Consider the following 21,792-nt stretch of genomic DNA (forward strand, 5'->3'; position numbering starts at 1 on the left):
GCACCCGGCTGAACCACCGCGCACCTGGTGCGGACGCTCCGCGCGCAACGGCGCGGATTTGAGGCACGCATCAAAAATGTCTTGCGTCACCCACGTCGATATGGTCGAATTTCTTACCAGCGGTGACGTGACGATGTTTCGTGCGCCGGATAATCGTCATAATTTCGAGGGGATGCATCATCCAAGTTTCCGATCACGGCGCGATCGCTGACGGCAAGTACGATGCCCCAAGCCATTCCATCGCGCTGCTCGCGGCTGCGATGGTGTTCGGCGCTTCGGCATTCGTCGTATTGTCGCTCGGTCCGGTCGTATTCAGCGCAATGGTTTCGGCGGGGCGCCTTACCAACGAGGCGATCGGTCGCGCGGCGACCTGCGAACTCGCGGCGCTGGCGCTGGGCGCCGCCATCGGACCGCGTTTTTTGCGCCACAGCCATTTGCGTGCGAAGGCGCTGGGCAGCGCCGTGCTGCTGATCGCGGCGAACATGCTATGCTATCGGGCCAACTCGCCTCCCCCCATCTATCTCCTGCGATCGCTGTGCGGCCTGGCCGAGGGCGGGCTGTTGAGCGCCTCGATGCTGGTGCTTACCTACGTTCCCAATCCGGAGCGCATGAACGCATATTTTCTGGGAATAAGCGCCGTGCCGCAGGCGATACTGGCGTATATCGTCCCCATTGCGATTGACAGATACGGCGCCAACTTCGGATTCGGCGCGATGGCGGCCCTGGCGGTCATATCCGGGCTCCTGACATTATATTTGCCGGCCTCTTTCGGACCGTTACCCGATTTCGTTCCGAAAACTTTGCGCACGAAATGGACACCTGCCATTATCATCGCGATTTCCTGCACCTTTCTGCAATTTTCCGCGGTCGGCGCCGCGTGGAGCTATGCGGCGCAGGTCGCCGAGCAATATGGCATGTCGAGCACGACAATCGGCACCGCGCTTGCGAGCAACCAGATATTCTGCGTCGCCGCCGGATTGATCGTGGGGGCAATCGGCTGGCGCGTTCACTACACGCCGGCGCTGATCGTCACCTGTGCCGCGATGGCGGCGCTTTCGGTGCTGTTCGCGCTGAATCGTACGCCGGTGTTCTTCGTGCTGGCCTGCTCGCTGTACGGGCTCGCATGGATCGGCGGCCAGCCATTCAACCTGAAGATGTTCGTGGCGCTCGATCCCGCCCGCAACGTGGCGCTCTATGCCCAGCCGGTGATGCTCGCCGCGCTCGGGGCGGGACCATATGTCGCCTCCTACCTCGTCACGTCGCATGATGTGACGCCAGCTTTCTGGTGGTCGATGATCGCGTTTATCGTGAGCGGGGTGATATATGCCGGCGCGCATTTTCTGAGACCTGCACCATGGGCCGGGGCTACCGACGGCTAGTGCAATGCCGCGCCACATTTGCGTGAAACGCAGGCCCGTTCAGAGCCCTCAACCGTTCGCATCGATATCGATCCCGGCCTTTTCAAGCGCGGCCGCCAACGGCGCGAGCTGGCGGCGATATGCGTGCCAGCGCTTAACCGCCGAACGATAGATCGGGCGGCGCACCTGGGCGGCGCTGGCCGTCGCGGTGGCGCTGGCGTTTTCCTCAACGCGGACCATCCTTTCCTGCCAGCCGATCCCGGCATGGCGCGCGATGCCCTCCCCGACTTCGGCCGGGCGCTCCACCAGATCCTCGTATCCGACCTCCAGCAATTGATCGCCCAAGACCGTGCGCCAATGCGACATCAGCTCCGAATAGGCCACATAATAGGTCGCCAGATCGGGAAGCGCGTAACTGAACGGATAGCCGCCGCCGAACAACGTGGAGAACATCGCGAAGAGATTGTCGCCCGCGCAACGCTTGAGCAGAATCAGCCGCGCATCGGGCATGGTCAGCCGGATCGCGCCAGCATAAAGATAGTTCAGCGGCAGCTTTTCGATGACGAGCGCCGCTTCCGCGCCGGCCCGCCGCGCGTAATCGGCGCGCACGACAGGACCGTCGGCCCGGGCGACGCGATCGAAGATGTCGCCACCCTGCTGCGGGGTTCCCGCCATCAGGCTGGCAAGCAGCATATCCGTTTCACCGTTGGAGCGGACGCCTTTCGCCCCGGTCAGGATCCGCTCCACCAGCGTCGTCCCCGATCGCGGCAGGCCGATCACGAATGCATGTCGCACCCCTGGCTCGAGCGGCGGCGCATCACCCAGACGCCCACGATCGAACGCCTGCGCGATCCGGGCGAGTTTACCAACATCCTCGGCGATGTCATAGCGCAGGCTCGCCCGGCGCGCCGCCGCGCCGAGCCGGAACTCTTCCCAGGCAGCGTCGTGATCGGCCAGATCGTCCAGCTCCTTGCCGAGCGCATAGTGCAGGAAAATCCGGGCCGCAGGCGCGGCCTGCGACGAAAGGCGGCGGCGGAGATCGTCGACATTGTTGCGGGCGGCGGACTGCGTGCGGACATGCGCGCGCAGCAGCGCGGCCTGGGCATTCGCGGGATCCTGCGCAAGTGCACGTTCGCACGAATGCGCCGCCTGATCGAACTGGCCAAGATTGCGCTGGCTCGTCGCCAGATTGTACCAGCCCATGGAATCGCCGGGCGCAAGCAGCGTGAAGGCGGCGTAAAAGGCGTTCGACCGCTCATGTTCGCCCAGCCCGAACGCCGCGAAGCCCAGCGCCTCGAAATCCTCAGCCCGGCCGGGCGCGAGCTGCGCGGCCCGATCCAATATGCTCACTGCCTCCGCACGGTGCCCCAGCGCGCCCAGGATCGTTGCCAAGCGTGCATGCAGGTGGGACGCGGCGCGCAGCGGCGCTGCGGCGGCGCGAGCGGGCGCGAGAAGATCGGCCAATCGCTGTGTCGTCGTCAGATCACTCACCCGTCGCAATTACCAAATCGGCCAAAGCCCCATTGGTGCGCGGGCTGGCCGGAAATGCAAAGAGAAACGCTCCCCGATGCCCGACCGGCACCAGGGAGCGTTGCCCGACATCAGAATTTGCGCGTGACCTGCAAACTGAATTCACGCGGCCTTACAATCGCATAGGTGTTCGCCCAATCGCCGAGGATCTGATAGGACGAAAGCGTGCGTACGTTTGGCGAAATGACCGCCCGCTTGTCCGCCAGATTGGTGCCGACGAGCTGCACCTGCCACTGTTGCCAGTCGAACCCGATGCTCGCGCGCAGCAGCGCATAGCCCGGCGCACTCCGCGTCGGCGAGACCGGGCTGAGGTTTGCCAGCTGGTTCACCGTCGAACTGCGATAATCGACGCCGCCCGAATAGGTCACACGCAGATCCGTGCCGTACCGGGCCTCGTAATTCAGCGTCGCCGATCCGCTATAATCAGGCGCGCCGGGCAGACGGTCGCCCTTTCGGCCATTGAGTGCATTCGGAACAATCCCGCCAGCACCATCACCCGAGGGCAGGACGAAATCCTGCGACAGCCTGGCCTTCGCCCAGGCGGCGCCGAGACTGAAGGAAAGGCCATCCAGCGGCAGTTGCCCGCTCGCTTCGAATTCCAGCCCCTTCGACGTTGCCTTGCTTCCGTTGATGACCACGGCAGTCAGCACATAGGGCGTCAACAGGTCGATCTGCGGCTTGTCCCATTTGATGTAGAAGGCATCGAACGAATAACGGATGCCAGCCACGCTACCCTTGATACCGACCTCGAAGTTGTTCGTTTTGTCGGGTGCATAGGTCAGCAGTTGCGCCGGCTCCTGCACGGGCCCCGCCGTCGGGAACGCATTGGCACCGCCACGGCGGAACCCTTGCGACCATGTGCCGTAGATCTGCGCGTTCGGCGCCACCTTGTAGGACGTGTTGACCTTGAAGATCTGACTTGTCTTCTTGAAATCGTTGGTCTGGCTGATGGGATAGAAGCTGTAGAACGAGCTTTGTGCAAGGAGCCTGCTGTCGAACGTCTGATGGAACACGCGCGCGCCGCCGGTGATCTGCCAGGCGTCGGTCGCGTGGAAGGTCAACTCGCCGTAAACGGAATAATCGCGGAATTTCTGCGTGGTATCCTGATTGTACGCCAGCTGCGTGCCCGGCAACAGCGGGACATACGTCCCACCCTGACCGATCGGCACGGTCGAGCCGCCATTGGCCGCGGCGCTCTGCACATCGGCGCCCGGATCGTAGACCTGCAATATGATGCGCCGGGTCTGCTGCTGGAAGAACGCACCGATGATATAGTCGAAGCGACCGCCGGGGTTGGATACCAGCCGTACCTCCTCGGTATACGAGCGCTCGCGATCGATGTTTGCAGTCGGCAGGACGGTGCGCGGATTTGCCGGTACGCCCGTGTAGTAGAAGGCATATGGCGATCCGAGCAGCGTGTTCGTCGAATCGTTGATGCCGGTGCCCTCTGTCTTGCCATAAGCCAGCGTGGACGAGAGTGTCGCGAACCCGACATCGTAAGACAGGTCAAGCGCGGCGAGTTGGCTGGTCCGCTCGAAAGGCTCCAGCATCGGGCTAGATCGCTGGTACGGCCCGGTCGGGGTCAATTGCACCCGCGGGTCCATGGGTGACGGGCCGCCGGCGTAGCCCGCATTGTCGAGCGGGCCACCCACGCCCTTGATCCGCGAATAGGTATAGGATGCGGTCGCGCTGAATTCCGGCGTCGGCTTCCACAGCAACGCCGCACGTGCCGAGGTGGTCCGCGAATAGTTCACATCGCGCTTGTTGAAGTAGACGGCTTTGCTGCCTGCAACGTCGGTAGGATCGGCGAGCACGGGGATGCCGGCCGCATAATCGTTGTTTGTGCGCTTCAGGATATCGAACTGGTCGATGAATCCGGGCGTGTAATCATATTTGCCGCTCACGCGCAGCGCCAGCGTCGATCCGAGCGGCAGGTTGAGCGCGCCGCCGATCGAATAGCCCACGTCCTTCGAATGGTTGACCGCCGTGCCCGATGCGGTGACGAAACCGCTGACGCTGTCGAGCCGCGGCGCTGCCGGCACGAAGCGCACCGCGCCGCTGAGCGAGCCGGCACCGTATAGCGTGCCCTGCGGGCCGCGCAGCACTTCAACCCGCTCAAGATCGAACAGCGGCAGCGAGCCGGTGACGGGAGCGTTGCCGTAATAGAAGCCGACCGGGCTCTGGAAATACCGCGCGCTGTTCACTGCCGGCTGCGAGGCATTGAGGCCTCGGATAACCGGGATCGCCGAGGCGATCGAGCGGCTGCCGCGATCCTCAATCACGAAATTCGGCACCTGCTGAGTCAGCGCGGCGACGCTGTTGATATTCGCCTTTTCCAACTGCTGCGCGCCATAGGCGGAGATGTTGAAGGGAAGCTTGCTCACCGTCTCCTCGCGACGGCTTGCCGTGACGACGATGTCGCCTGACGCCGCACCTTCCTGCGGGCTTGCGGCCGCAGGTGCCGGGGCCGCGGGCGAGGTCTGAGGATCGGCAAAAGCCTGCCCTGCGGATACCAACGCCAGAACACTTGCCCCGCCGCGAAGGAGCATGCCACCTTTCTTAAAGGCTCCCAAAATGCTTCCCTTTTCCATCATAAACCTCCCTTTGTATTTGCTTTAATCTTGTCGGTAATCTTACGACACTTCCCGGATCTAACTTCTCTATGAGTTTTGCCGGGAAGATGGTCTTGTTTAGAAATAATTACTTATCATTCTTTTTCGCGTTTCGCGCTTCGAAGCGGATATACTGCCAAAGGTTTTCCAGCTCATCATCGTCGATCTTGTCGAAACGCGGCATGGCGCGCGACGTCAGCGCCCCACCTTTCACGATGGCCCGGAAGCTCTCGCGCTGTAGCGCGGCGCTGGAACCGCGGAGATCGGGCGCGGTGCCGCCGGCGACGGCCGTGGCGCCATGACAGAAGGTGCACTGGAGATGATAAAGGATGCCACCCTTCTCGACCCGGGCCGGATCCAGCTTGATCGACGGATCATCCAGCGCCTCGGCCTTCATCATACGCGGCGGCGTCGCGGGAAGCTGCGCTTTCGCGTCGAGCGCGAATGTCAGCAAACGGCGCGGTTGCAGCCCGTAGACCCAGCCGTTCGGCCGGCCGTTCTCGCCGTACATCCCGGCCGGGCTGACAAGCAATGACACATATTGCTTGCCCTTGAACGCATAGGTGATCGGCGGCGCGGTGATGCCGAGCTTGGCATCGAACCGCCACAGTTCCTTGCCGCTCGTCGCATCCCAGGCGTGGAAGATACCATCCATATCGCCCTGAAATACAAGGCCGCCCGCTGTGGTCGCCGTGCCGCCGGCGCCTTGGAGCGGGTTCGTCCAGCGCACCTTGCCCGCCACCGGATCGTAGGCGATCAGCGCGCCCTTGCCGTCCAGCGGGTCCTTCGGATCAAATACCGAGTCGATATCGATACCGTAGATGTAGCGATTCTTCTTCACATCGACATCGGGACGCGCGCGTGTTTGCGCGGTCTCGGTGAATTTCATGCCGACCTGAAGATACGGAATATAATAGAGTCCGGTCTTCGGGTTATACGAACCGGGAATCCAGTTATGCCCGCCCGCGATCCCCGGATATATTGTTGCACTACCGCTTTCGTACCGGATGCCAGGCTTCTCCACCGGGCGCCCTGTGGCGAGATCGATACGATCCGCCCAGTTGGCCTTGCCGACCTTTTCCGCGGTAAGCAGTTTTCCGTTGCTGCGATCGATCATATAGGCGAACGCATTTGTCGGCGCCTGGATCAGCACCTTGCGATCCTGCCCCTTGAACTTAACGTCGGCCAGGATGATTTCGGTCGTCGCTTTCCAATCCCACGCTTCGCGCGGGTTATACTGATAGTGCCATTTGTATTTTCCGGTATCCGCATCGACAGCGACGACCGAAGCAAGGAAGAGGTTATCCTTCCCCGGTGGCGCGCGGAAACGCCAGTTATACGGCGCGCCATTGCCGGTGCCGATAAGGATCTGATTGAATTCGGCGTCATAGGTGATGCCGTTCCACGGCGTGCCGCCCCCGCCGTATTTCCACCATTCGCCCGCCCAGGTGCCGGCCGCCATTTTGGTGGTGTCATCCTTGTCCACCGCCGGGTTCCCCGGAACGGTGAAGAAGCGCCACAGGATCTTGCCCGTCCGCGCATCCATCGTGGTGACATAACCGCGTGCGCCGCTGTCCGCGCCGCTGTTGCCGATGATGACCTTGCCTTTGAATACGCGCGGCGCCCCGGTGCTGGTGGCTCCGTCACCGGCGATCAGGAACGGCTCGACCCACACTTCCTTGCCGGTCTTCGCATCGAGCGCGATCATCCGCCCGTCCCGGGAGGCATAATAGATCTTGCCATCCCAATAAGCCACGCCGCGATTGATATTATAGATGCGCAACGTTCGTTCAGAACTGTGCTCTACAGGAGCGGCGTCATATTCCCATTTCTGCTTCCCCGAAACGACGTCGACAGCGTAGACCTTTCCCGTACCGCCACTGAAGTACAGTGTCCCGGCGACTTCGATCGGCGTCGCCTCGAGCGAATTTTCGTCGGGAAGATCCAGCGACCAAGCCAGGCCCAGCCGTCCGACCGTCGACGCGTTGATCTGGGTCAGCGGGCTGAACCGCTTTTCCGATGGATCACCGCCATGGTCCGACCATGCTGTATCGGCTGGGACGGCGCCACCCTGCGAACAGGAGGCAAGCACAAGCGCACTGGAAAGGGCCAGGGCGCCGATACCGAGATGACGAGAAGCTTTCATCAGATCGTTTTCCATTAGATGGCAATGGGCAGGGACAAGATAGGCACCGCCGATGAATGATAGCGAGGCGGTGAGGTCGTCAGTTTTCCTGTCGGGCTTCATTCTTGAGGGCATTTTTGTCGATCTTGCCGATGGGGAGTAGCGGCATGTCGGGGCGCAGGACGATGCGTTTGGGCACCTTGTAGTTGGCGAGGCGCTCGCGACAGAAGGCGATGAGTTCTTCGGGCGAAACCTCTGCCTGCGGGAGGATGTAGGCGACGCCGACTTCCTGCCACAGCGGATCGGGGATGGAGACGACGGCGGCGGCGGCGACGGCTGGGTGCGCCTCGAGCGCGACCTCGATTTCGCGCGGATAGACGTTGTACCCGCCGGATTTGTACATTTCCTTGAGGCGGCCGACGATGCGGTAGCGGCCGTCGGGGCGCTGCAGGGCCTGGTCGCCGGTGCGGAACCATCCGTCGGCGGTGAAGGCATCGGCGGTGGCATCGGGCCTGCGCCAATAGCCGAGGAAGGTGTGGGATGAGCGGGTCTGCACCTCGCCCGGCTCGCCCTGCGGCACGATCGCGCCATCGGGGCCGACCAGCCGCACCTCGACGCCGGGCAGCGGCAGCCCGACCGAGTTCGACAGGATCTCCACATCGTCCGTCGGCGAAACATTCGTGATGACGGTGGTCGATTCCGTGAGGCCGTAATTGGTCGTCATGCGCGGGCGGATGCTGCGCAACCGCTCGATCGCCTCGCGCGGCATCGCCGCGCCGCCCCAGGCGATCAGCTCGACCGACGAGAGATCGAACCGCGCGAAATCGGGCAGCGCCAGTTGCAGGTGGAACGTGCTCGGCACCGAGGTCCAGACAGTAACCCCCTCCTCCCCGATCAGCTCGAGCGCGCGTACCGCATCGAAATGCTCCAGGAACACCAGCTTGCCGCCCGATACGAACACCGGAATGCTGACGTCCACGACGCAACCGATGTGGTTGATCGGGTAATAGTTCAGTTGCACCCGCCGGGAGACCGGCCGCTCGGCATTGTGCCGGTGCGCGGCCTGGATGACGCCGTGATGGTGCAGCAGAGCGCCTTTCGGCGCGCCGGTCGATCCCGACGTATAGACCAGCAAGCACGGATCCCGATCGCCGCAGCCAGCGCGTGCGGCGGCCAACGCCTCGCCCGATATCGCGGCGCCGGCGGCCAGGAATGATGCCATGCTCACCACGCCATGGCCAAGGCTCTCTGCGCCATCGCCAAGACCTTGCTCGAATGCGACGACATGGCGCACCGCTGGGCAGGCCTCGCGCAGAGCCGCGATATCTTCACCGTAATAACGATCGCCGACCGTGGCGCGGACCAGCATGACGCTCGGCTCGGAGTCCGTAACGACGTGCAGCAGTTCCGGCAGCCGGCATTTCGGGTTCAGCCCGACCCAGATAGCACCAATCGACGCAGTTGCCAGAAAAGCGATGAAATAATCCGGGCACGGCGTTTGCAGCGTCGCCACGCGATCACCCTTGCCGACGCCTGCCGCGAGCAACGCCCGCGCCAGCGCTTCGACCCGATCATGCACCTCGCCGAAGGTTACCCGCTGATCTTCCAGGACCAGCGCCACCTCGTCCGCGGAACGCGCGGCATGCCAGGCAGTGTAGTCGCTAATGCGGTGCAGAACGGGCGGCTGGACCATAAAATCTCTCCTGAGCCCCGAAAAACGTCGGGTATCGATGGCGCGCCCGCGATCGTCGCCGCGTTTTGCATGACATCCCGTGCGCTTGATCGTCCCGCACGACCGAACAACCGCTCAGCTATTTTCTGAGTTACCAATCAAAGACTGAGCCTGTCAACGCTTAAAATCCGGTCGATTTTCCAGCGAAAAACGCCCTGCAGACGATCGGCGGCCCTTTGAGATATGCAGTATAATGCTGTTATATATAGGTTTTCCGAAATGACACGATTTCACGCCGCGTCCAAGTCGCCAGATTGACAAGGCCCTCGTTTTCGATGCATCATTCGAAAAAATAGGAGCAGTGGTGATGGATCTTGTAAATAATGCACCAGAAACGGTGCCTGGCCTTGCGGTTGGATCGGAACTTACCTCGGATTGGGTAAAGATCGATCAGGAGTTGATCGATCTTTTCAGCCGCGCGACCCTCGACAACGATCCGATGCACGTCGATCCTGAATTCGCCGCGAAGGGTCCGTACAAGGGCACGGTGGCCTTCGGCTTCATGACGATGTCGCTGATGACCCATTTCATGCACACCGCCACGGACAACGAAGGCACCGAGGATTTCGACAAGGGATATTTCCTCAATTACGGCTTCGATCGCATGCGCCTTGTTAGCCCGGTGCGCGTCAATTCTCGCGTCCGCGGCAAGTTCACCCTCACCAGCCGCGAGCCGGACGAAAAGGGTCGCTTCACGCAAAAGTACGATTGCCTCGTCGAGATCGAGGGCGAGGATCGCCCTGCGCTCGCGGGTACCTGGCTCTCGGTTTACGTTCCCCCGTCAACCTACTCGACGCTTTAGGTTCGATCATATCCGCCGGAGACGGTGGTGCGCGGTAACGACAAAACAGACAGTGAGCAGAGGTGTTTGATGGCTGACGATCTTTGGGATATCGCTCATTTTCAGGAATCCCCGACAGCTCGTGACGCACGGGGCAACGGCAAGTCGATGTTCCGCGTGCTGATGCGCGATGAAGAGCGCCGGGTAGCATTTGCCATCAGCCGCCAGCAGCCCGGCGATTATTTCTGGGCCGAAGTGCCCTATGAGGAAATCTTCTTCGTGCACGCCGGCAAAGGTCGCGCCAGTATCGGCGGGGGCGCCTCGGTCATACTTAATCCCGGCGACTATATTGAGATCGCCAAGGGTCAAAGTTTGCGGCTCGAGGTAGATGAAGAGATCTTGAGCACGCAGACTGTACGCAGTTAGGCCGCGTGGCGGGCTGTCCATGGCAAGATCGCATGCGGGGCGTCATCGCCTTAGAAATTGAGATCGAACTGCACGCCTGACAGCTTCCTTCGCGCTTGTCCGATCGGATCAACATCGTTCCGATCGGTTTCCCTGATAGAGCAAATACAAGGTCTTTTCCGATGCCGATCCCGCCTGCGCTGCCGCGTATCAGTGATTATGCAGCACTCCATGCCAAGGAGCGGCCACAAGAGACCGCGCTGGTTTCCGGCGATCGCCGGATCAGCTTCGAGGAACTGCATGATGCGGTGGAAAGCCTTGCCAAGGCCCTGATCGCGGCGGGTGTGCAGACAGGTGACCGTGTCGCAACCCTGCAAGCCCCACGACCAGACTATTTCATCGCCTTCCTGGCAACGGTTTCGGTCGGTGCTATCTGGGTAGGCCTCAATCCGAAATATCGGTTGCAGGAACTGCTCCATGTCGTGACGGATTCGGAGCCGTGCATAATGCTCACCCGCACGGAGATCGAAGGGCGGTCGTTCGCGGCGGAGATCGACGAACTGCGCAAATCATGTCCTGCCATCCGACATGTCGTGGCATTTGCCGGCGAACCGCCGGTGGATGGCATAGAGCCGATGGCCGCGTTTCTCGAAAAGGGCGCTGCCGTATCGCAAGAAGCGCGCATCGCAGCGCGCGACTCTGCGAAGGATCGCGACCCCTGCCTGATCGTTTACACGAGCGGATCGACCGGCGCGCCGAAGGGTGCCCTGCTCCATCACCACGGCCTCGTGCGAGCGGCAGTGGTGCACAATCAAGTGTGGCCGGTCACGCCACATAATTCGCTGAATTTCTTTCCGATCAATCACGTCGGCTGCGTCGTGGACGTCAGCATTCCCGTATTTGCCTCGGGCGGCAAGCTGGTGTTCCTGGAGCATTTTGATCCGGCCACCGCACTTGAACTGATCGAGCGGGAAAACATCACCGTCTGGGGTTCGGTGCCGAGCACGTTCCACCTGCAACTGGCGCTGCCCGATTTCGCGCGGTTCGACCTGTCTGGTGTACAGATGATCGCCTGGGGCGGCGCCGCGATGCCGCGCGAGGCGATCGAACGGTTGCGAACGATTCAGCCGAACATGTCGACCAATTACGGCCTCACGGAATCGACCACCGTCATCACCTATGTATCGCCGACGGACGATGTGGAGATCCTGTCGGACTCGGTCGGGCTGCCGCTGCCCGGCGTCGAGGTGCGGCTGGTCGATCCCGATGGCGCGATCGTGCCGCAGGGCGAGCCGGGCGAGGTGCAGACCCGCTCATCCCACACCTTCCTCGGCTATTGGCGCAGGCCCGATGCCACCGCCGATGCCTTCACCGCCGACGGATGGTTCCGCACCGGCGACCAGGCCCTGCAGCGCCCCGACGGCCGCTACCGCATCGTCGGCCGCCTCAAGGAAATGTACAAATCCGGCGGGTACAACGTCTATCCGCGCGAAATCGAGGTCGCGCTCGAGGCGCACCCAGCCGTCGCCGCCGCCGCCGTCGTCTCCATCCCCGATCCACTGTGGCAGGAAGTCGGCGTCGCCTACATCCTCCCGCAGGCAGAGGTTTCGCCCGAAGAACTCATCGCCTTCTGTCGCGAGCGCCTCGCCAACTACAAGGTGCCCAAACGCATCGTCCTGCGCCCCGATATGCCGCTCCTCCCCATCGGCAAGATCGACAAAAATACCCTCAAGAATGAAGCCCGACAGGAAAACTGACGAACGAGGCGACAATCGCGGGCCTGAAATGTACCCGCGCAGGAGGGGGTGATGCCGATGCGGACGAGGTTAATGTGGCTGACGTTGACACCGGTCGCGGTTGCGCTTGCCGCCTGCGCGGACCCGGTGGGCCAGGTGCCGGCGCCCGCGGCAGGATCTTCCCTTGATACGCCGTCTGACTGGCTGGGCCACGGGCGTGACTATCAGGAAACCAGCTTCAGCCCGTTGCAGCAGATCGACAACCGGAATGTCGCCGGCCTGAAGCTTGCCTTCTCGGTCGATCTTCCGGACGAATCGCTGCTGGAGGCCACGCCGCTGGCAGTGAACGGGACGCTGTATTTTTCCGGCGGCCAAGGCAATGTATATGCCGTCGACGGCGCTACCGGCGAGATGCGGTGGACCTTCGACGCGCAGGCTGCCGATCATATGGGCCCGGACAGCCCGCGCTTCTACGGCGCCAATCGCGGCGTCGCCTATCTCGATGGAAAGGTGTTCGTCGCGACCAAGGACGCGCGGATGATCGCCATCGACGCCAAGACCGGGCAGCAATTGTGGTCCACCAGCTTCCGCGCACCCGGCACGGTGGCGACGAGCTCCGGCGCGCCGCGCGCGTTCAACAATCTCGTCATCATTGGCAACAGCGGCGCCGAATTCGGCGCGCGCGGCTATGTCACCGCGATGGATACGACGACCGGCAAGATCGTCTGGCGCTTTTTCACCGTTCCCGGCAACCCGGCAGTCGACAAGGACGAAACGACCCAGATCGCGTCGAAGACATGGTCGGGCGAATGGTGGAAATATGGCGGCGGCGGTACGCCATGGAATGGCCTGACCTACGATCGGGAGCTCGATACCGTCTACATCGGCGCGGGCAATGTCGGCCCGTATGATTACCCTCACCGGCAGGATGGCCGGAAGGATAACCTGTTCGTCAATTCGATCGTGGCGGTCGATGCCAAGACCGGGAAATACAAATGGCATTTCCAGTATAACCCATTGGAAGCATGGGACTGGAAGGCGACGTCGGAGATGATCCTGACCGATCTCACCATCGATGGCGTGCGGCGCAAGGTTGTGATGCAGACGCCCTCGAACGGCTTCCTCTACGTGATCGATCGAACCAACGGGCAATTGATCTCGGCCGGAGCGATCGGAAAGCAGAATTGGGCCGACGGGTTCGATCGCAGGACAAAGCGACCGATCGAGCGCGAAGACATCCGTTACGAAAAGGCGCCGCGGATCATGTATCCGGGGGTGTTGGGCGCGCACGACTGGCAGACCATATCGTATAACCCGCAAACCGGCCTTCTCTATATCCCCACCCATCAGATCGGCGCGAAATTCTCGCGCCCGCCCGAGGCGCTCGCGCTGGTCAAGGAGACCAAGGGCTCGTTCGCGTCGACCGGGCAAGGCGTATTGTGGGAGTTCAGCATCGATCCGAAGGATCCGCGCGACGGCAAAGGGGCGCTGGTGGCGTGGGATCCGGTTCAGCAGAAACCGCGCTGGACGGTCAATTACCCGTTCGCCTGGGCCGGTGGCACCGCCACAACCGCGGGCAATCTGGTATTCCAGGGCACGCAGGATGGATATCTGATCGCATATGATGCCTCCACCGGCCAGCAGCTCTGGCGGTATAACGTCGGTCTTGGCGTTGTAGCGGCGCCGATCGCCTATGCGGTCGGCAAGCGACAGTTCGTCGCGCTGCTCGTCGGCTGGGGCGGCGCTGCCGGCGAGGGCGGAGACTTCTTCCAGGCGGGATGGAAGTTCGGCGCCCAGCCGCGAAGGCTCGTCGTTTTCGCGCTCGATGGCAAGGCGACGTTGCCGCCGACCGCGCCACCTGACTTCAGCATGAAGCCGGTGGACGTCGCAGGACTGAAGCTCGATCCCGCGACGGTGCAACAGGGAGCACTGAATTTCGCGCTCAACTGCGGCTATTGCCACGGTGCCAACGCCAAATCGCTGGGCGGCGCCCCCGAATTGCGCGAATCCGCCGCCGCCGCTGACATGGCGACGCTCAAGATGATCGTGCAGGGTGGTGCCCTGGCATCCCGTGGTATGCCCAAATTCCACAACATGAGCGACGAGAAGCTGCAAACCATCTATCAGTATATCCGCTTCCGGGCTCGGGAAACGGTCCCGAAAGATTAGTTGGCCAAGGGCTGCCGCGGGCCTCGACCATCTGCCCACGCTTTCCAGTGTCTTAAGGAGAATTGCATGAAGATCGTGGGTGTCGGCGGCACGTTGCGTGACGGATCGTCAACCGAGCGGATCGTGGCGGCGGTGCTGGCGGCGTGCGCCGCCGCCGGGGCGGACACCGAGATGTTCGGCGGCGCACAACTGCGCGAACTGCCTCATTTCAACCCCGAGGCGCCCGAGCGCAATGCGGCAGAGCAACGCCTCACCGAGGCAGTACGCAGCGCCGATGCCATCGTGATCGGATCGCCGGGCTATCACGGCGGCGTGTCTGGCCTGGTCAAGAACGCGATCGATCTGCTGGAAGATCTGCGGACCGATTCCCGTCCCTATTTTGAAGGTCGCCCGGTGGGTCTGGTGGTGAGTGCGGCGGGATGGCAGGCCACCGGAGTGACGCTGACGGCGCTGCGCGGCATCGTCCACGCCATGCGGGGTTGGCCGACACCGCTGGGCATCGCGATAAACTCGATCGTGCAAAAGCCGTTCGCCAGCGACGGCTCGATCGCCGACCGCGAACTCGCTGCCGCGATCACGGCGCAGGCAAACCAGCTGATCGGCTTCATCACCCGCTCGTGACACATCCGGCACCATAAGCGGGGTCGTGATGTGTGCCCAAAATCCCTCTTGTGGGGCCATAATGAGACACCACGCCGTCATGGTGCGCCGATTGACCATCAGCGAGGGTCCCGTCGCTTGACAGCGCCCCGATTTAGCCGAAAGTGCTTTTTGATGCTGCACTCGAAACCGCCAGTTGGGATCGAAGCCCTGTCTCGATCACCGCCTCGCGATGAAGTACCGACAGCGTCGGCGACAGGGCGAAGCGCACACACGCGACGAATGGCAGTACCCGCTGATATCTACCGCACAGGAGAGAATTATGTCTGACAATCTCAAATTCGGTTCGTTCATTGCCCCGTATCATTCGCTAAACGAGGACGCAGGTCAGGCGATCGAACGCGACCTCGAACTTGTGGTCTATCTCGAAAAGCTCGGTTTTGACGAGGCGTGGATCGGTGAACATCATTCCGGCGGGATGGAGCTGGTTGGCAGCCCCGAACTGTTCATCGCGATCGCGGCGGAGCGCACCAAGAGCATCACGCTCGCTACCGGCGTGATCTCGCTGCCTTACCACAATCCGCTGATGACGGCGGAACGGATCAACTTCCTCGATCACGTCACCAAGGGCCGTGTCGTACTGGGCATGGGCCCAGGCTCGCTGCCTACCGACGCGCAGATGCTCAGCATTCCGGTTACCGAAAGCCGCAAGCGGATGGATGAGGCGGTCGAAGTGGTCGCGGCGTTGCTCCGCGGAGAATGGGTGACGAAGAAGACCGACTGGTTCGAGCTCAATAATGCCCATCTGCAGCTACGCCCGTATTCGCGCCCGTCGATCGAAATGGTCGTGTCAAGCGTCGCATCCCCCGGCGGATCGGTTGCGGCAGGCAAGATCGGTGGCTCGATCCTGTCGGTCGCCGCTACACAGGTCGGCGGCTTCAACACCCTTGCGTCCAACTGGGCGATCGCGGAACAGTCGGCTGCCGAGCACGGTCATACCATGGATCGCTCCAAATGGCGGCTCGCCGGCCCGATGCATATCGCCGAAACGCGCGAGCAGGCGCGCAAAGACGTTGAATTCGGCATCCAGGAGTGGGCGCGCTATTTCAGCGACGTAGCCGCACTCTCGCTCATTCCGCCGGGGGCTGATCCGGTTGAGGCGCTGATCGAATCCGGGTTCGCGGTGATCGGCACCCCGGACGATGCCATCGCGCAGATCGAGCGTCTCGAAAATCAGTCGGGCGGCTTCGGCACGTTTCTGAACTTCGATACCAACTGGGCGGATTGGGAGCAGAAGAAGCGCAGCTACGAGCTGATCGCACGTCACGTCCGCCCCCATTTCAAGAAGTCGCAGACCAATCGGTCTGCGTCATGGAACTGGGCTGCTGATCGACGCGAAGAGCTTGTGCAGCAGGTTCAGGCGTCGGTCGGTGTGCGCATCGCGCAACACGTCGCGGAAAAGGGAACGAACAATATCAATCCGGAATATCTCGCGGCGATGGGCGTCAAGACCGATAGCTGATCTCTCCTGAAGGCCGGAATGCGGGCGCCGCGAAACTGGGCGCCCGCAGTTTTCCAGTGTCGGCGGCCGCATCTGGTCAGTTAAAGTACGGCCTCAGCCGGTGATGGCAGAGGGAGTGGTCCAGTTCAGGATCGCGCCGATAACTTCATCGGTGCCTTGCGGTAACAGCGCCTCGGGATAAAGAACCTTCATCCAGATTGTCGCGACGACGTCTGCGATTACCTCTTCCGCCGGGCCGACGCGATCGACGATCGACCGAAGCTCGGCGTCAGGATGTATGTAATATCGCCGAATGAGGTCATCCAGCATCGCACTGACGGAAAAGGTGTAAAGTACCGCGATATCCTTGTCCTCGCGCGCACGATAACGCAGCACGCGCTCGCTCACCCGCACGACAAGCCGCATGTTGAAGCGCTGTACGTCGGGCCGGAAATTGAGGTCATCATCGCCCATCTGTACGACGCAGCGCATCATGCCCGGATTTGCGCGGACAAGTTCGGTCCAGATCAATATTGATTGGCGCAGCCGCTCGAACGGAGTTTCGCCGCGCGCACGGGGAAACTGCCGGACGCGCAGATCGATATGCGTCTGCATGAAATCCTCGAGAAATTCGAGCATGATTTCCCGAATGGCTTGGGTACGATCCTTGAAATAGAAGTAGATCGTGGATTCAGCTACGCCGGCTGCCTCGGTTGCATCAGAAAGACGCAGGGCATGATATCCGAACTCCTCTAAGCTCTTCGCCAGTCCCACCTTAAGCCGCAGCCGCGTACGATCGCTCTTCTTTTTGCCACGTGCAGCACGAACTTCCCCCTCGAGATATTTTATATAGTTAACTTCCATCTGCGCTGCCCAGAAAGGTTGGTATTAGATGGCTTTCGATGCGCAACCATTCCGTTCAAGTCAAGTTAACGCGCTGGATCGAAGGGGGCGCACCGTCTTACGGGAAGGCCGCACTACCGGGCAGTCGGCGCGGCCCCATGTCTGCGCGCCGAACGACCGCATCGAAAGGGTCGCAAAACGCAGCAGGGGAGATTATTTTCGGTGTTGGCCGCATATTCATGATGGGCTGCTCGCGGGCACGGCCGCTTGAAGCGCACTGACCGATAGACCGTCTGGAACAAGCAGGATGACGTGGAACGCATATTGATCGTTGACGATCACCCCATGGTCAGGGACGGGCTGTGCTTCATGGTCAGCTCGGGCCTGAGAGGCTATGTTCCGGTCGAGGCGTCATCGCTCAACGAGGCGATGAATGCGATCCAGCAAGATATCGAGATCGAACTCGTTCTGCTCGATCTCGATATCCCCGGATCGCGCGGCCTGTCCGGCCTGATCGAGCTTCGCCGGCGCTTTCCGTGGGTTCCGGTGGTGATCGTGTCCGCATCCCAGGAAACCGGGCTGGCGCGAAAGGCGCTATCGGCAGGCGCGGCGGGCTTCGTTTCGAAGTCGTCCCCGCGCGAGGAGATCGTAAGGGCGCTAACCGACGTGCTCGCCGGCGGCATTTACGCACCTGAAGGCGCCGATGACGGGTCGCATCCCGATGAAGAGACGGGGCAGATCGCTCGCAGGATTGCGACGCTCACCCCGCAGCAACATGTCGTGCTCCAGCTGATCGTGGCAGGCAAACTGAACAAGCAGATAGCCTATGACCTCGGCGTGTCGATCACGACCGTGAAGGCGCACGTATCCGCGATTCTGAGCAAGCTGCATGTGGTAAGCCGGACGCAGGCGGCCATGCTGGCCAGCAAATTCCACCATGGCGGCGAACCCTAGCGCATCACGGCATGGATGAGCCGCAAATCAGCGATCCCGCTCAGCTGGTCAGCGCGGTAAGCAGCGCCCGCAACTGGGCCAGTTTCAGTGGTTTGCGCAGGACGTGCAAGCCGATACCGTTCAGCTGGACATGCAGTTCGGGTGTTCGATCCGCCGTCACGATGATAGCAGGGATCGTGACGGGATAGAGCCGCCGAACCGCTTCCACCGCGGCGTCGCCGGTAGCGCCGTTGTCCAGGTGATAATCCGCGATGATCACATCAGGCCGACATAGCGCCGCCGCCGCGATCGCCGGCTCGGTGCCGATGGCGCCGGCAACCGAGCACCCCCAGCCGCGCAGCAACGCGCCCATCCCCTCCAGAATGGCAGTGTCATTGTCGATGACGAGCACGCTCATGCCCTCGAGCTGACCGCGCCGGCGTGGGTCGACAATCGGCCCGCTCTCGGTCCGCCGGGCACCGATCGCCACATGAACGGCGAAGCGCGCACCCTTCCCTCGCGCCGATTCGAGGGTCATGCGATGGCCCAGCATTCGAGTAGCGCGCTGCACGATGGCGAGCCCGAGCCCCATGCCGCGTGCGCCCCCTTCATCCCCGACGCGATGAAATTCCTCAAATATCTTGGCGTGATGTTCCGCCGCGATCCCGCGTCCGGTGTCGACCACCGCGATTTCCAGCATGTCACCCATCGCCGCCGTCGACACCTCGACCGAGCCGTCATCGGTGTAGCGCAAAGCGTTCGATATCAGATTTTGCAGGATACGCCGCAACAGGCGCGGATCGGATCGCACCCACATTCCACTATGTTCGATCCGCAGCGTCAATCCGCGCTGCCGTGCCATCGGCGCGAACTCTGCCTTCATGCTGCGCAGCAGACCATCCAGCGCGAAATCGACCGGCTCCGCGTTGATGGCGCCCGCATCGAGCCGGGATATCTCGAGCAGAGCCTCCAGCAGTTCCTCGACGGAATCGAGCGCGGAACCGGCCTGTCGCACCAGCGCACGGGTTGGCGCCGCGAGGCGACGATCGGCGAGGGCAGCCACGAACAACCGCGCAGCGTTCAGCGGCTGAAGCAGATCATGGCTTGCCGCGGCCAGGAAGCGCGTCTTGGATAGGTTGGCCTGCTCAGCGGCCGTCTTCGCATCTCGCAGCGCGGCCTCGGCCGCGAGCCGCTCGGCATTTTCCTGGCTGAGCGCACGGTTCGCTTCGTGAATGTCAGCCGTGCGTTCGCGGACACGGCGCTCGAGCGTTTCGTTGGCTTCTTCCAGCACGCGCGCGGCACGGATCTGCGCCGTGATGTCGTCGAAGCTCATCACCATGCCGCCGCCGGCCATCGGCGATCGCCGTACCTCCACCACCTTGCCATCGGCATAGTGGCGCCGCCGCACCATTTCCGGCGCGCCAGGTTCCAGCCATCCGAGCGGTTCATCCCGCTCCATCGGCCCGTTCAGCGCGGTGCAGGCCGCGACCAGCCCTGCGTGTGTCATGATAAGCCGGATGCCATCCTGCGGCAGGCCGACCACCGCCAGCAGAGGATCGTTCCAGGCGATCAGGCGGCGAGCGGCATCATATACGCAGACGCCCTGCACAATCGTGTCCAGCGTGGCCTGGAGGATCGCGCTCTTTTCCGCCAGTTCGCGGGCACGCTCCCGCGCATCCTCGGCCTTTACCTCGGTGATATCGGTATAGATGCCGACGATTCCGCCATCGCTCGTCCGCCGCTCGTTGATCTGGACCCAGCGGCCGTCGGCAAGGGCGTGGACATGCCCTCCTCCCGTTGCCATCCGCTGTGCCATGCGTTCCGAAACCCAGCGTTCGGGCGCGACGATGGCCCCCAGCGTGCCGCCGTCCTTGCCGACCAGCGCGGCGATTTCCGCAAAGGTGATGCCCGGCACGATGTGCGGCGCGATCTTCGGCCAGATCCCGAGATAGGCCTGATTGCAGAGCACCAGACGATCGCTGGCGTCGAAGATCGCGAATCCTTCCCGGACACTTTCGATCGCATCGCGCAGCCGCAGCTGCGCGCCATCGGCCGCATCCTTCGCGGTCGCCAGCGCGGCGTTGGTCCGCGCCAGTTCATCCAGCGCCCGTTCGAGCTCGCTGGTCCGCTCCCGCACCTTTGTTTCGAGGCTGATTGCGGTCTCGAAAAGTGAGAAGGCGTTGCCCTGCAGATCGGTCGAGCGCTCCACCCGATCCATCAGCACCGCGTTGATGCGCCTCAGCTTTACGATTTCCGCCTCGAGCTGCGCGACATCCGCCGCGCCCTCATTGATCGCGCGCGCCGCCATCACCGGCCGATCGCCAGCCCGCTGAACGTCTGGTTGACGTGAAGCGCTCGGAATTGCTCGCCATAGGTATTGAAGCCGACGACGCGGCGCTCGACGTATCTGGCGGAAACCGTGCGCGTAAGCTGATGCTGCTCCATTTCCAGCCTGTTCAACACGCAATCGAACGCGACGATGCGATCCACGCCGCCGACCGCCTCGTCGAGCTCGTTGAAAACGCGATCGAGCCCGCCGACGATGTCACGCCCTTCGCCGAGCGTCAGCACCACCCCCTCGTCGATCGCGCAATAGAAGGTGAGGCTCCCGTCGTTATTCGCGGACTGGATCGAGCGGACATAATATTCGCCGCCCGCGCGTACCATCGGCGGCCGCGCGGCGAACACGCCGGGGCCAAGCTGATCGACCGTGACGCCGGTCAACCGCGCATACTCGCTCGCGGCGGGCTCAGCATTGATCTCGTGCACGATGCGCGCCACGGGATCCGCGCTGGTGATCACCATCTTGATCGCGCCGGGCTGATAATGCTGCGATCGGAACAGCCGCATCGGCCGGGTGCTGGAAAGAATGGCGACAAGCGCGGCATCGCGCCGAAACTGCCCCTCGTGGAAGACGAATGTCTCCCGGAAAGCCAGACCATCCCCTGAGGAGCCGCCGATCAGCGGAATATCGCCGAGCGCATCCTGAACCGTGACCGTCAGCATTTCCTCGCGATGGGAAAGGCCATCGACGAGGAAGATCGCCGCGCGGTGCTGGTGATCGCCAAGCCCGCGCGAGCTCTCCGCCGCATTTGCGACAAGCGCGCGGACCGCGCGCCGGGCCTCCGCCGTGTCGAAATCGTCGAGTTGCTCAAATCTTGTCGCGTTCAGCGCGAAGTGGCTGGCGGGAAATCCGATCGCGGTGATCGTCCCCTCCTCCATGCCGTGCGGCGTGATCTCGCCCGAGGAAGTGCAGCCGATCACGATGACGTCTCCGGCAATCGTCGCGATCGCTTCAGCCAGCGTATCGAGCGGGTAGCGGCTGGAGCAGAAGAGCAACGCGCCGGCCAGCGTGCCCGGATCGAGCGAGGCGAAGAGATCCTCTGCGGCGCGGCGCGGATCATCGATGCGGGTGGATGCGATGCGGATCGCTGCATCGCGCACATGATCGTGGGTCATGACCTCAT

General features: G+C 62.4%; 15 protein-coding genes and 1 pseudogene. 8 read left to right on the forward strand and 8 right to left on the reverse strand.

Features of this window, described 5'->3' with window-relative positions; genetic code table 11:
• Positions 1–140: 140 nt before the first annotated feature.
• Positions 141–1,379, forward strand: a complete 1,239-nt coding sequence (locus tag ACM61V_RS12070) for an MFS transporter (protein WP_137786518.1) — start codon at positions 141–143, stop codon at positions 1,377–1,379.
• 48 nt (positions 1,380–1,427) lie between these two features.
• On the opposite strand, the gene ACM61V_RS12075 is transcribed toward ACM61V_RS12070, so the two are convergent.
• The 4 genes from ACM61V_RS12075 to ACM61V_RS12090 all read right to left on the reverse strand — a co-directional run bounded on the left by ACM61V_RS12075 (position 1,428) and on the right by ACM61V_RS12090 (position 9,318).
• Positions 1,428–2,849: a tetratricopeptide repeat-containing sulfotransferase family protein gene (locus tag ACM61V_RS12075; RefSeq protein WP_137786519.1), complete on the reverse strand. Its 1,422-nt coding sequence runs from the start codon at positions 2,847–2,849 to the stop codon at positions 1,428–1,430.
• 110 nt (positions 2,850–2,959) lie between these two features.
• Positions 2,960–5,437 (reverse strand): TonB-dependent receptor, encoded by a 2,478-nt coding sequence (locus ACM61V_RS12080; protein WP_419714022.1) that lies wholly within the window; start codon positions 5,435–5,437, stop codon positions 2,960–2,962.
• 151 nt (positions 5,438–5,588) lie between these two features.
• The gene (locus ACM61V_RS12085; protein WP_419714023.1) at positions 5,589–7,646 is read right to left on the reverse strand and encodes a PQQ-dependent dehydrogenase, methanol/ethanol family; all 2,058 of its coding nucleotides are present in this window, start codon (positions 7,644–7,646) and stop codon (positions 5,589–5,591) included.
• Positions 7,647–7,725: 79 nt separating this feature from the next.
• Positions 7,726–9,318: a class I adenylate-forming enzyme family protein gene (locus ACM61V_RS12090; protein WP_137786522.1), complete on the reverse strand. Its 1,593-nt coding sequence runs from the start codon at positions 9,316–9,318 to the stop codon at positions 7,726–7,728.
• A gap of 346 nt (positions 9,319–9,664) precedes the next feature.
• Between ACM61V_RS12090 and ACM61V_RS12095 the strand changes: the two genes are divergently transcribed.
• From ACM61V_RS12095 to ACM61V_RS12120, 6 genes are all read left to right on the forward strand, one after another.
• Positions 9,665–10,159 carry a MaoC family dehydratase gene (locus ACM61V_RS12095; RefSeq protein WP_137786523.1) on the forward strand — a complete coding sequence of 165 codons (495 nt, stop codon included), beginning with the start codon at positions 9,665–9,667 and terminating at the stop codon, positions 10,157–10,159.
• Between the two features lie 69 nt (positions 10,160–10,228).
• Positions 10,229–10,564 (forward strand): cupin domain-containing protein, encoded by a 336-nt coding sequence (locus tag ACM61V_RS12100; RefSeq protein WP_137786524.1) that lies wholly within the window; start codon positions 10,229–10,231, stop codon positions 10,562–10,564.
• Positions 10,565–10,725: 161 nt separating this feature from the next.
• A complete protein-coding gene (locus ACM61V_RS12105) occupies positions 10,726–12,300 on the forward strand; it encodes a class I adenylate-forming enzyme family protein (protein WP_137786525.1) in 1,575 nt (524 codons plus the stop codon).
• Positions 12,301–12,351: 51 nt separating this feature from the next.
• On the forward strand, positions 12,352–14,448 hold the full coding sequence (locus ACM61V_RS12110; RefSeq protein ID WP_137786526.1) for a PQQ-dependent dehydrogenase, methanol/ethanol family: 2,097 nt from the start codon (positions 12,352–12,354) through the stop codon (positions 14,446–14,448).
• Between the two features lie 66 nt (positions 14,449–14,514).
• Positions 14,515–15,069, forward strand: coding sequence for an NADPH-dependent FMN reductase (locus tag ACM61V_RS12115; protein WP_137786527.1), 555 nt, complete (start codon positions 14,515–14,517; stop codon positions 15,067–15,069).
• Between the two features lie 301 nt (positions 15,070–15,370).
• Positions 15,371–16,570 carry an LLM class flavin-dependent oxidoreductase gene (locus ACM61V_RS12120; RefSeq protein ID WP_137786528.1) on the forward strand — a complete coding sequence of 400 codons (1,200 nt, stop codon included), beginning with the start codon at positions 15,371–15,373 and terminating at the stop codon, positions 16,568–16,570.
• 93 nt (positions 16,571–16,663) lie between these two features.
• Here the strand turns inward: ACM61V_RS12120 and ACM61V_RS12125 are convergent, their stop codons facing one another.
• Both ACM61V_RS12125 and ACM61V_RS12130 read right to left on the reverse strand, forming a co-directional pair.
• Entirely contained in the window at positions 16,664–17,188 is a 525-nt protein-coding gene (locus tag ACM61V_RS12125; protein WP_249341518.1) for a hypothetical protein, read from the reverse strand.
• A 27-nt stretch (positions 17,189–17,215) separates the two neighbouring features.
• Positions 17,216–17,413 (reverse strand): annotated as a pseudogene (locus ACM61V_RS12130) (TetR family transcriptional regulator); the annotation flags it as partial.
• Between the two features lie 291 nt (positions 17,414–17,704).
• Between ACM61V_RS12130 and ACM61V_RS12135 the strand changes: the two are divergent.
• Positions 17,705–18,346, forward strand: coding sequence for a response regulator transcription factor (locus ACM61V_RS12135; RefSeq protein ID WP_137786530.1), 642 nt, complete (start codon positions 17,705–17,707; stop codon positions 18,344–18,346).
• Between the two features lie 40 nt (positions 18,347–18,386).
• Here ACM61V_RS12135 and ACM61V_RS12140 read toward each other — a convergent pair whose 3' ends face one another.
• On the reverse strand, positions 18,387–20,633 hold the full coding sequence (locus ACM61V_RS12140; RefSeq protein WP_137786647.1) for a NahK/ErcS family hybrid sensor histidine kinase/response regulator: 2,247 nt from the start codon (positions 20,631–20,633) through the stop codon (positions 18,387–18,389).
• Complete coding sequence (locus tag ACM61V_RS12145) at positions 20,633–21,784, reverse strand: FIST N-terminal domain-containing protein (RefSeq protein WP_137786531.1); 1,152 nt, start codon at positions 21,782–21,784, stop codon at positions 20,633–20,635. Before ACM61V_RS12145 ends, ACM61V_RS12140 begins: the two co-directional genes overlap by 1 nt.
• Between the last annotated feature and the right edge of the window lie 8 nt (positions 21,785–21,792).

The sequence above is a fragment of the Sphingomonas sp. TX0543 genome, from assembly GCF_048565505.1.
Taxonomy (GTDB): domain Bacteria; phylum Pseudomonadota; class Alphaproteobacteria; order Sphingomonadales; family Sphingomonadaceae; genus Sphingomonas.

Excerpts from the sequence above, each read along its gene's own strand:
- ACM61V_RS12080 (WP_419714022.1), bottom strand. The coding sequence starts at position 5,437 with ATGCTCCTTCGCGGCGGGGCAAGTGTTCTGGCGTTGGTATCCGCAGGG.
- ACM61V_RS12085 (WP_419714023.1), bottom strand. The coding sequence starts at position 7,646 with ATGAAAGCTTCTCGTCATCTCGGTATCGGCGCCCTGGCCCTTTCCAGT.
- ACM61V_RS12090 (WP_137786522.1), bottom strand. The coding sequence starts at position 9,318 with ATGGTCCAGCCGCCCGTTCTGCACCGCATTAGCGACTACACTGCCTGG.
- ACM61V_RS12095 (WP_137786523.1), top strand. The coding sequence starts at position 9,665 with ATGGATCTTGTAAATAATGCACCAGAAACGGTGCCTGGCCTTGCGGTT.
- ACM61V_RS12100 (WP_137786524.1), top strand. The coding sequence starts at position 10,229 with ATGGCTGACGATCTTTGGGATATCGCTCATTTTCAGGAATCCCCGACA.
- ACM61V_RS12105 (WP_137786525.1), top strand. The coding sequence starts at position 10,726 with ATGCCGATCCCGCCTGCGCTGCCGCGTATCAGTGATTATGCAGCACTC.
- ACM61V_RS12110 (WP_137786526.1), top strand. The coding sequence starts at position 12,352 with ATGCCGATGCGGACGAGGTTAATGTGGCTGACGTTGACACCGGTCGCG.
- ACM61V_RS12115 (WP_137786527.1), top strand. The coding sequence starts at position 14,515 with ATGAAGATCGTGGGTGTCGGCGGCACGTTGCGTGACGGATCGTCAACC.
- ACM61V_RS12120 (WP_137786528.1), top strand. The coding sequence starts at position 15,371 with ATGTCTGACAATCTCAAATTCGGTTCGTTCATTGCCCCGTATCATTCG.
- ACM61V_RS12125 (WP_249341518.1), bottom strand. The coding sequence starts at position 17,188 with ATGCTCGAATTTCTCGAGGATTTCATGCAGACGCATATCGATCTGCGC.
- ACM61V_RS12140 (WP_137786647.1), bottom strand. The coding sequence starts at position 20,633 with ATGGCGGCGCGCGCGATCAATGAGGGCGCGGCGGATGTCGCGCAGCTC.
- ACM61V_RS12145 (WP_137786531.1), bottom strand. The coding sequence starts at position 21,784 with ATGACCCACGATCATGTGCGCGATGCAGCGATCCGCATCGCATCCACC.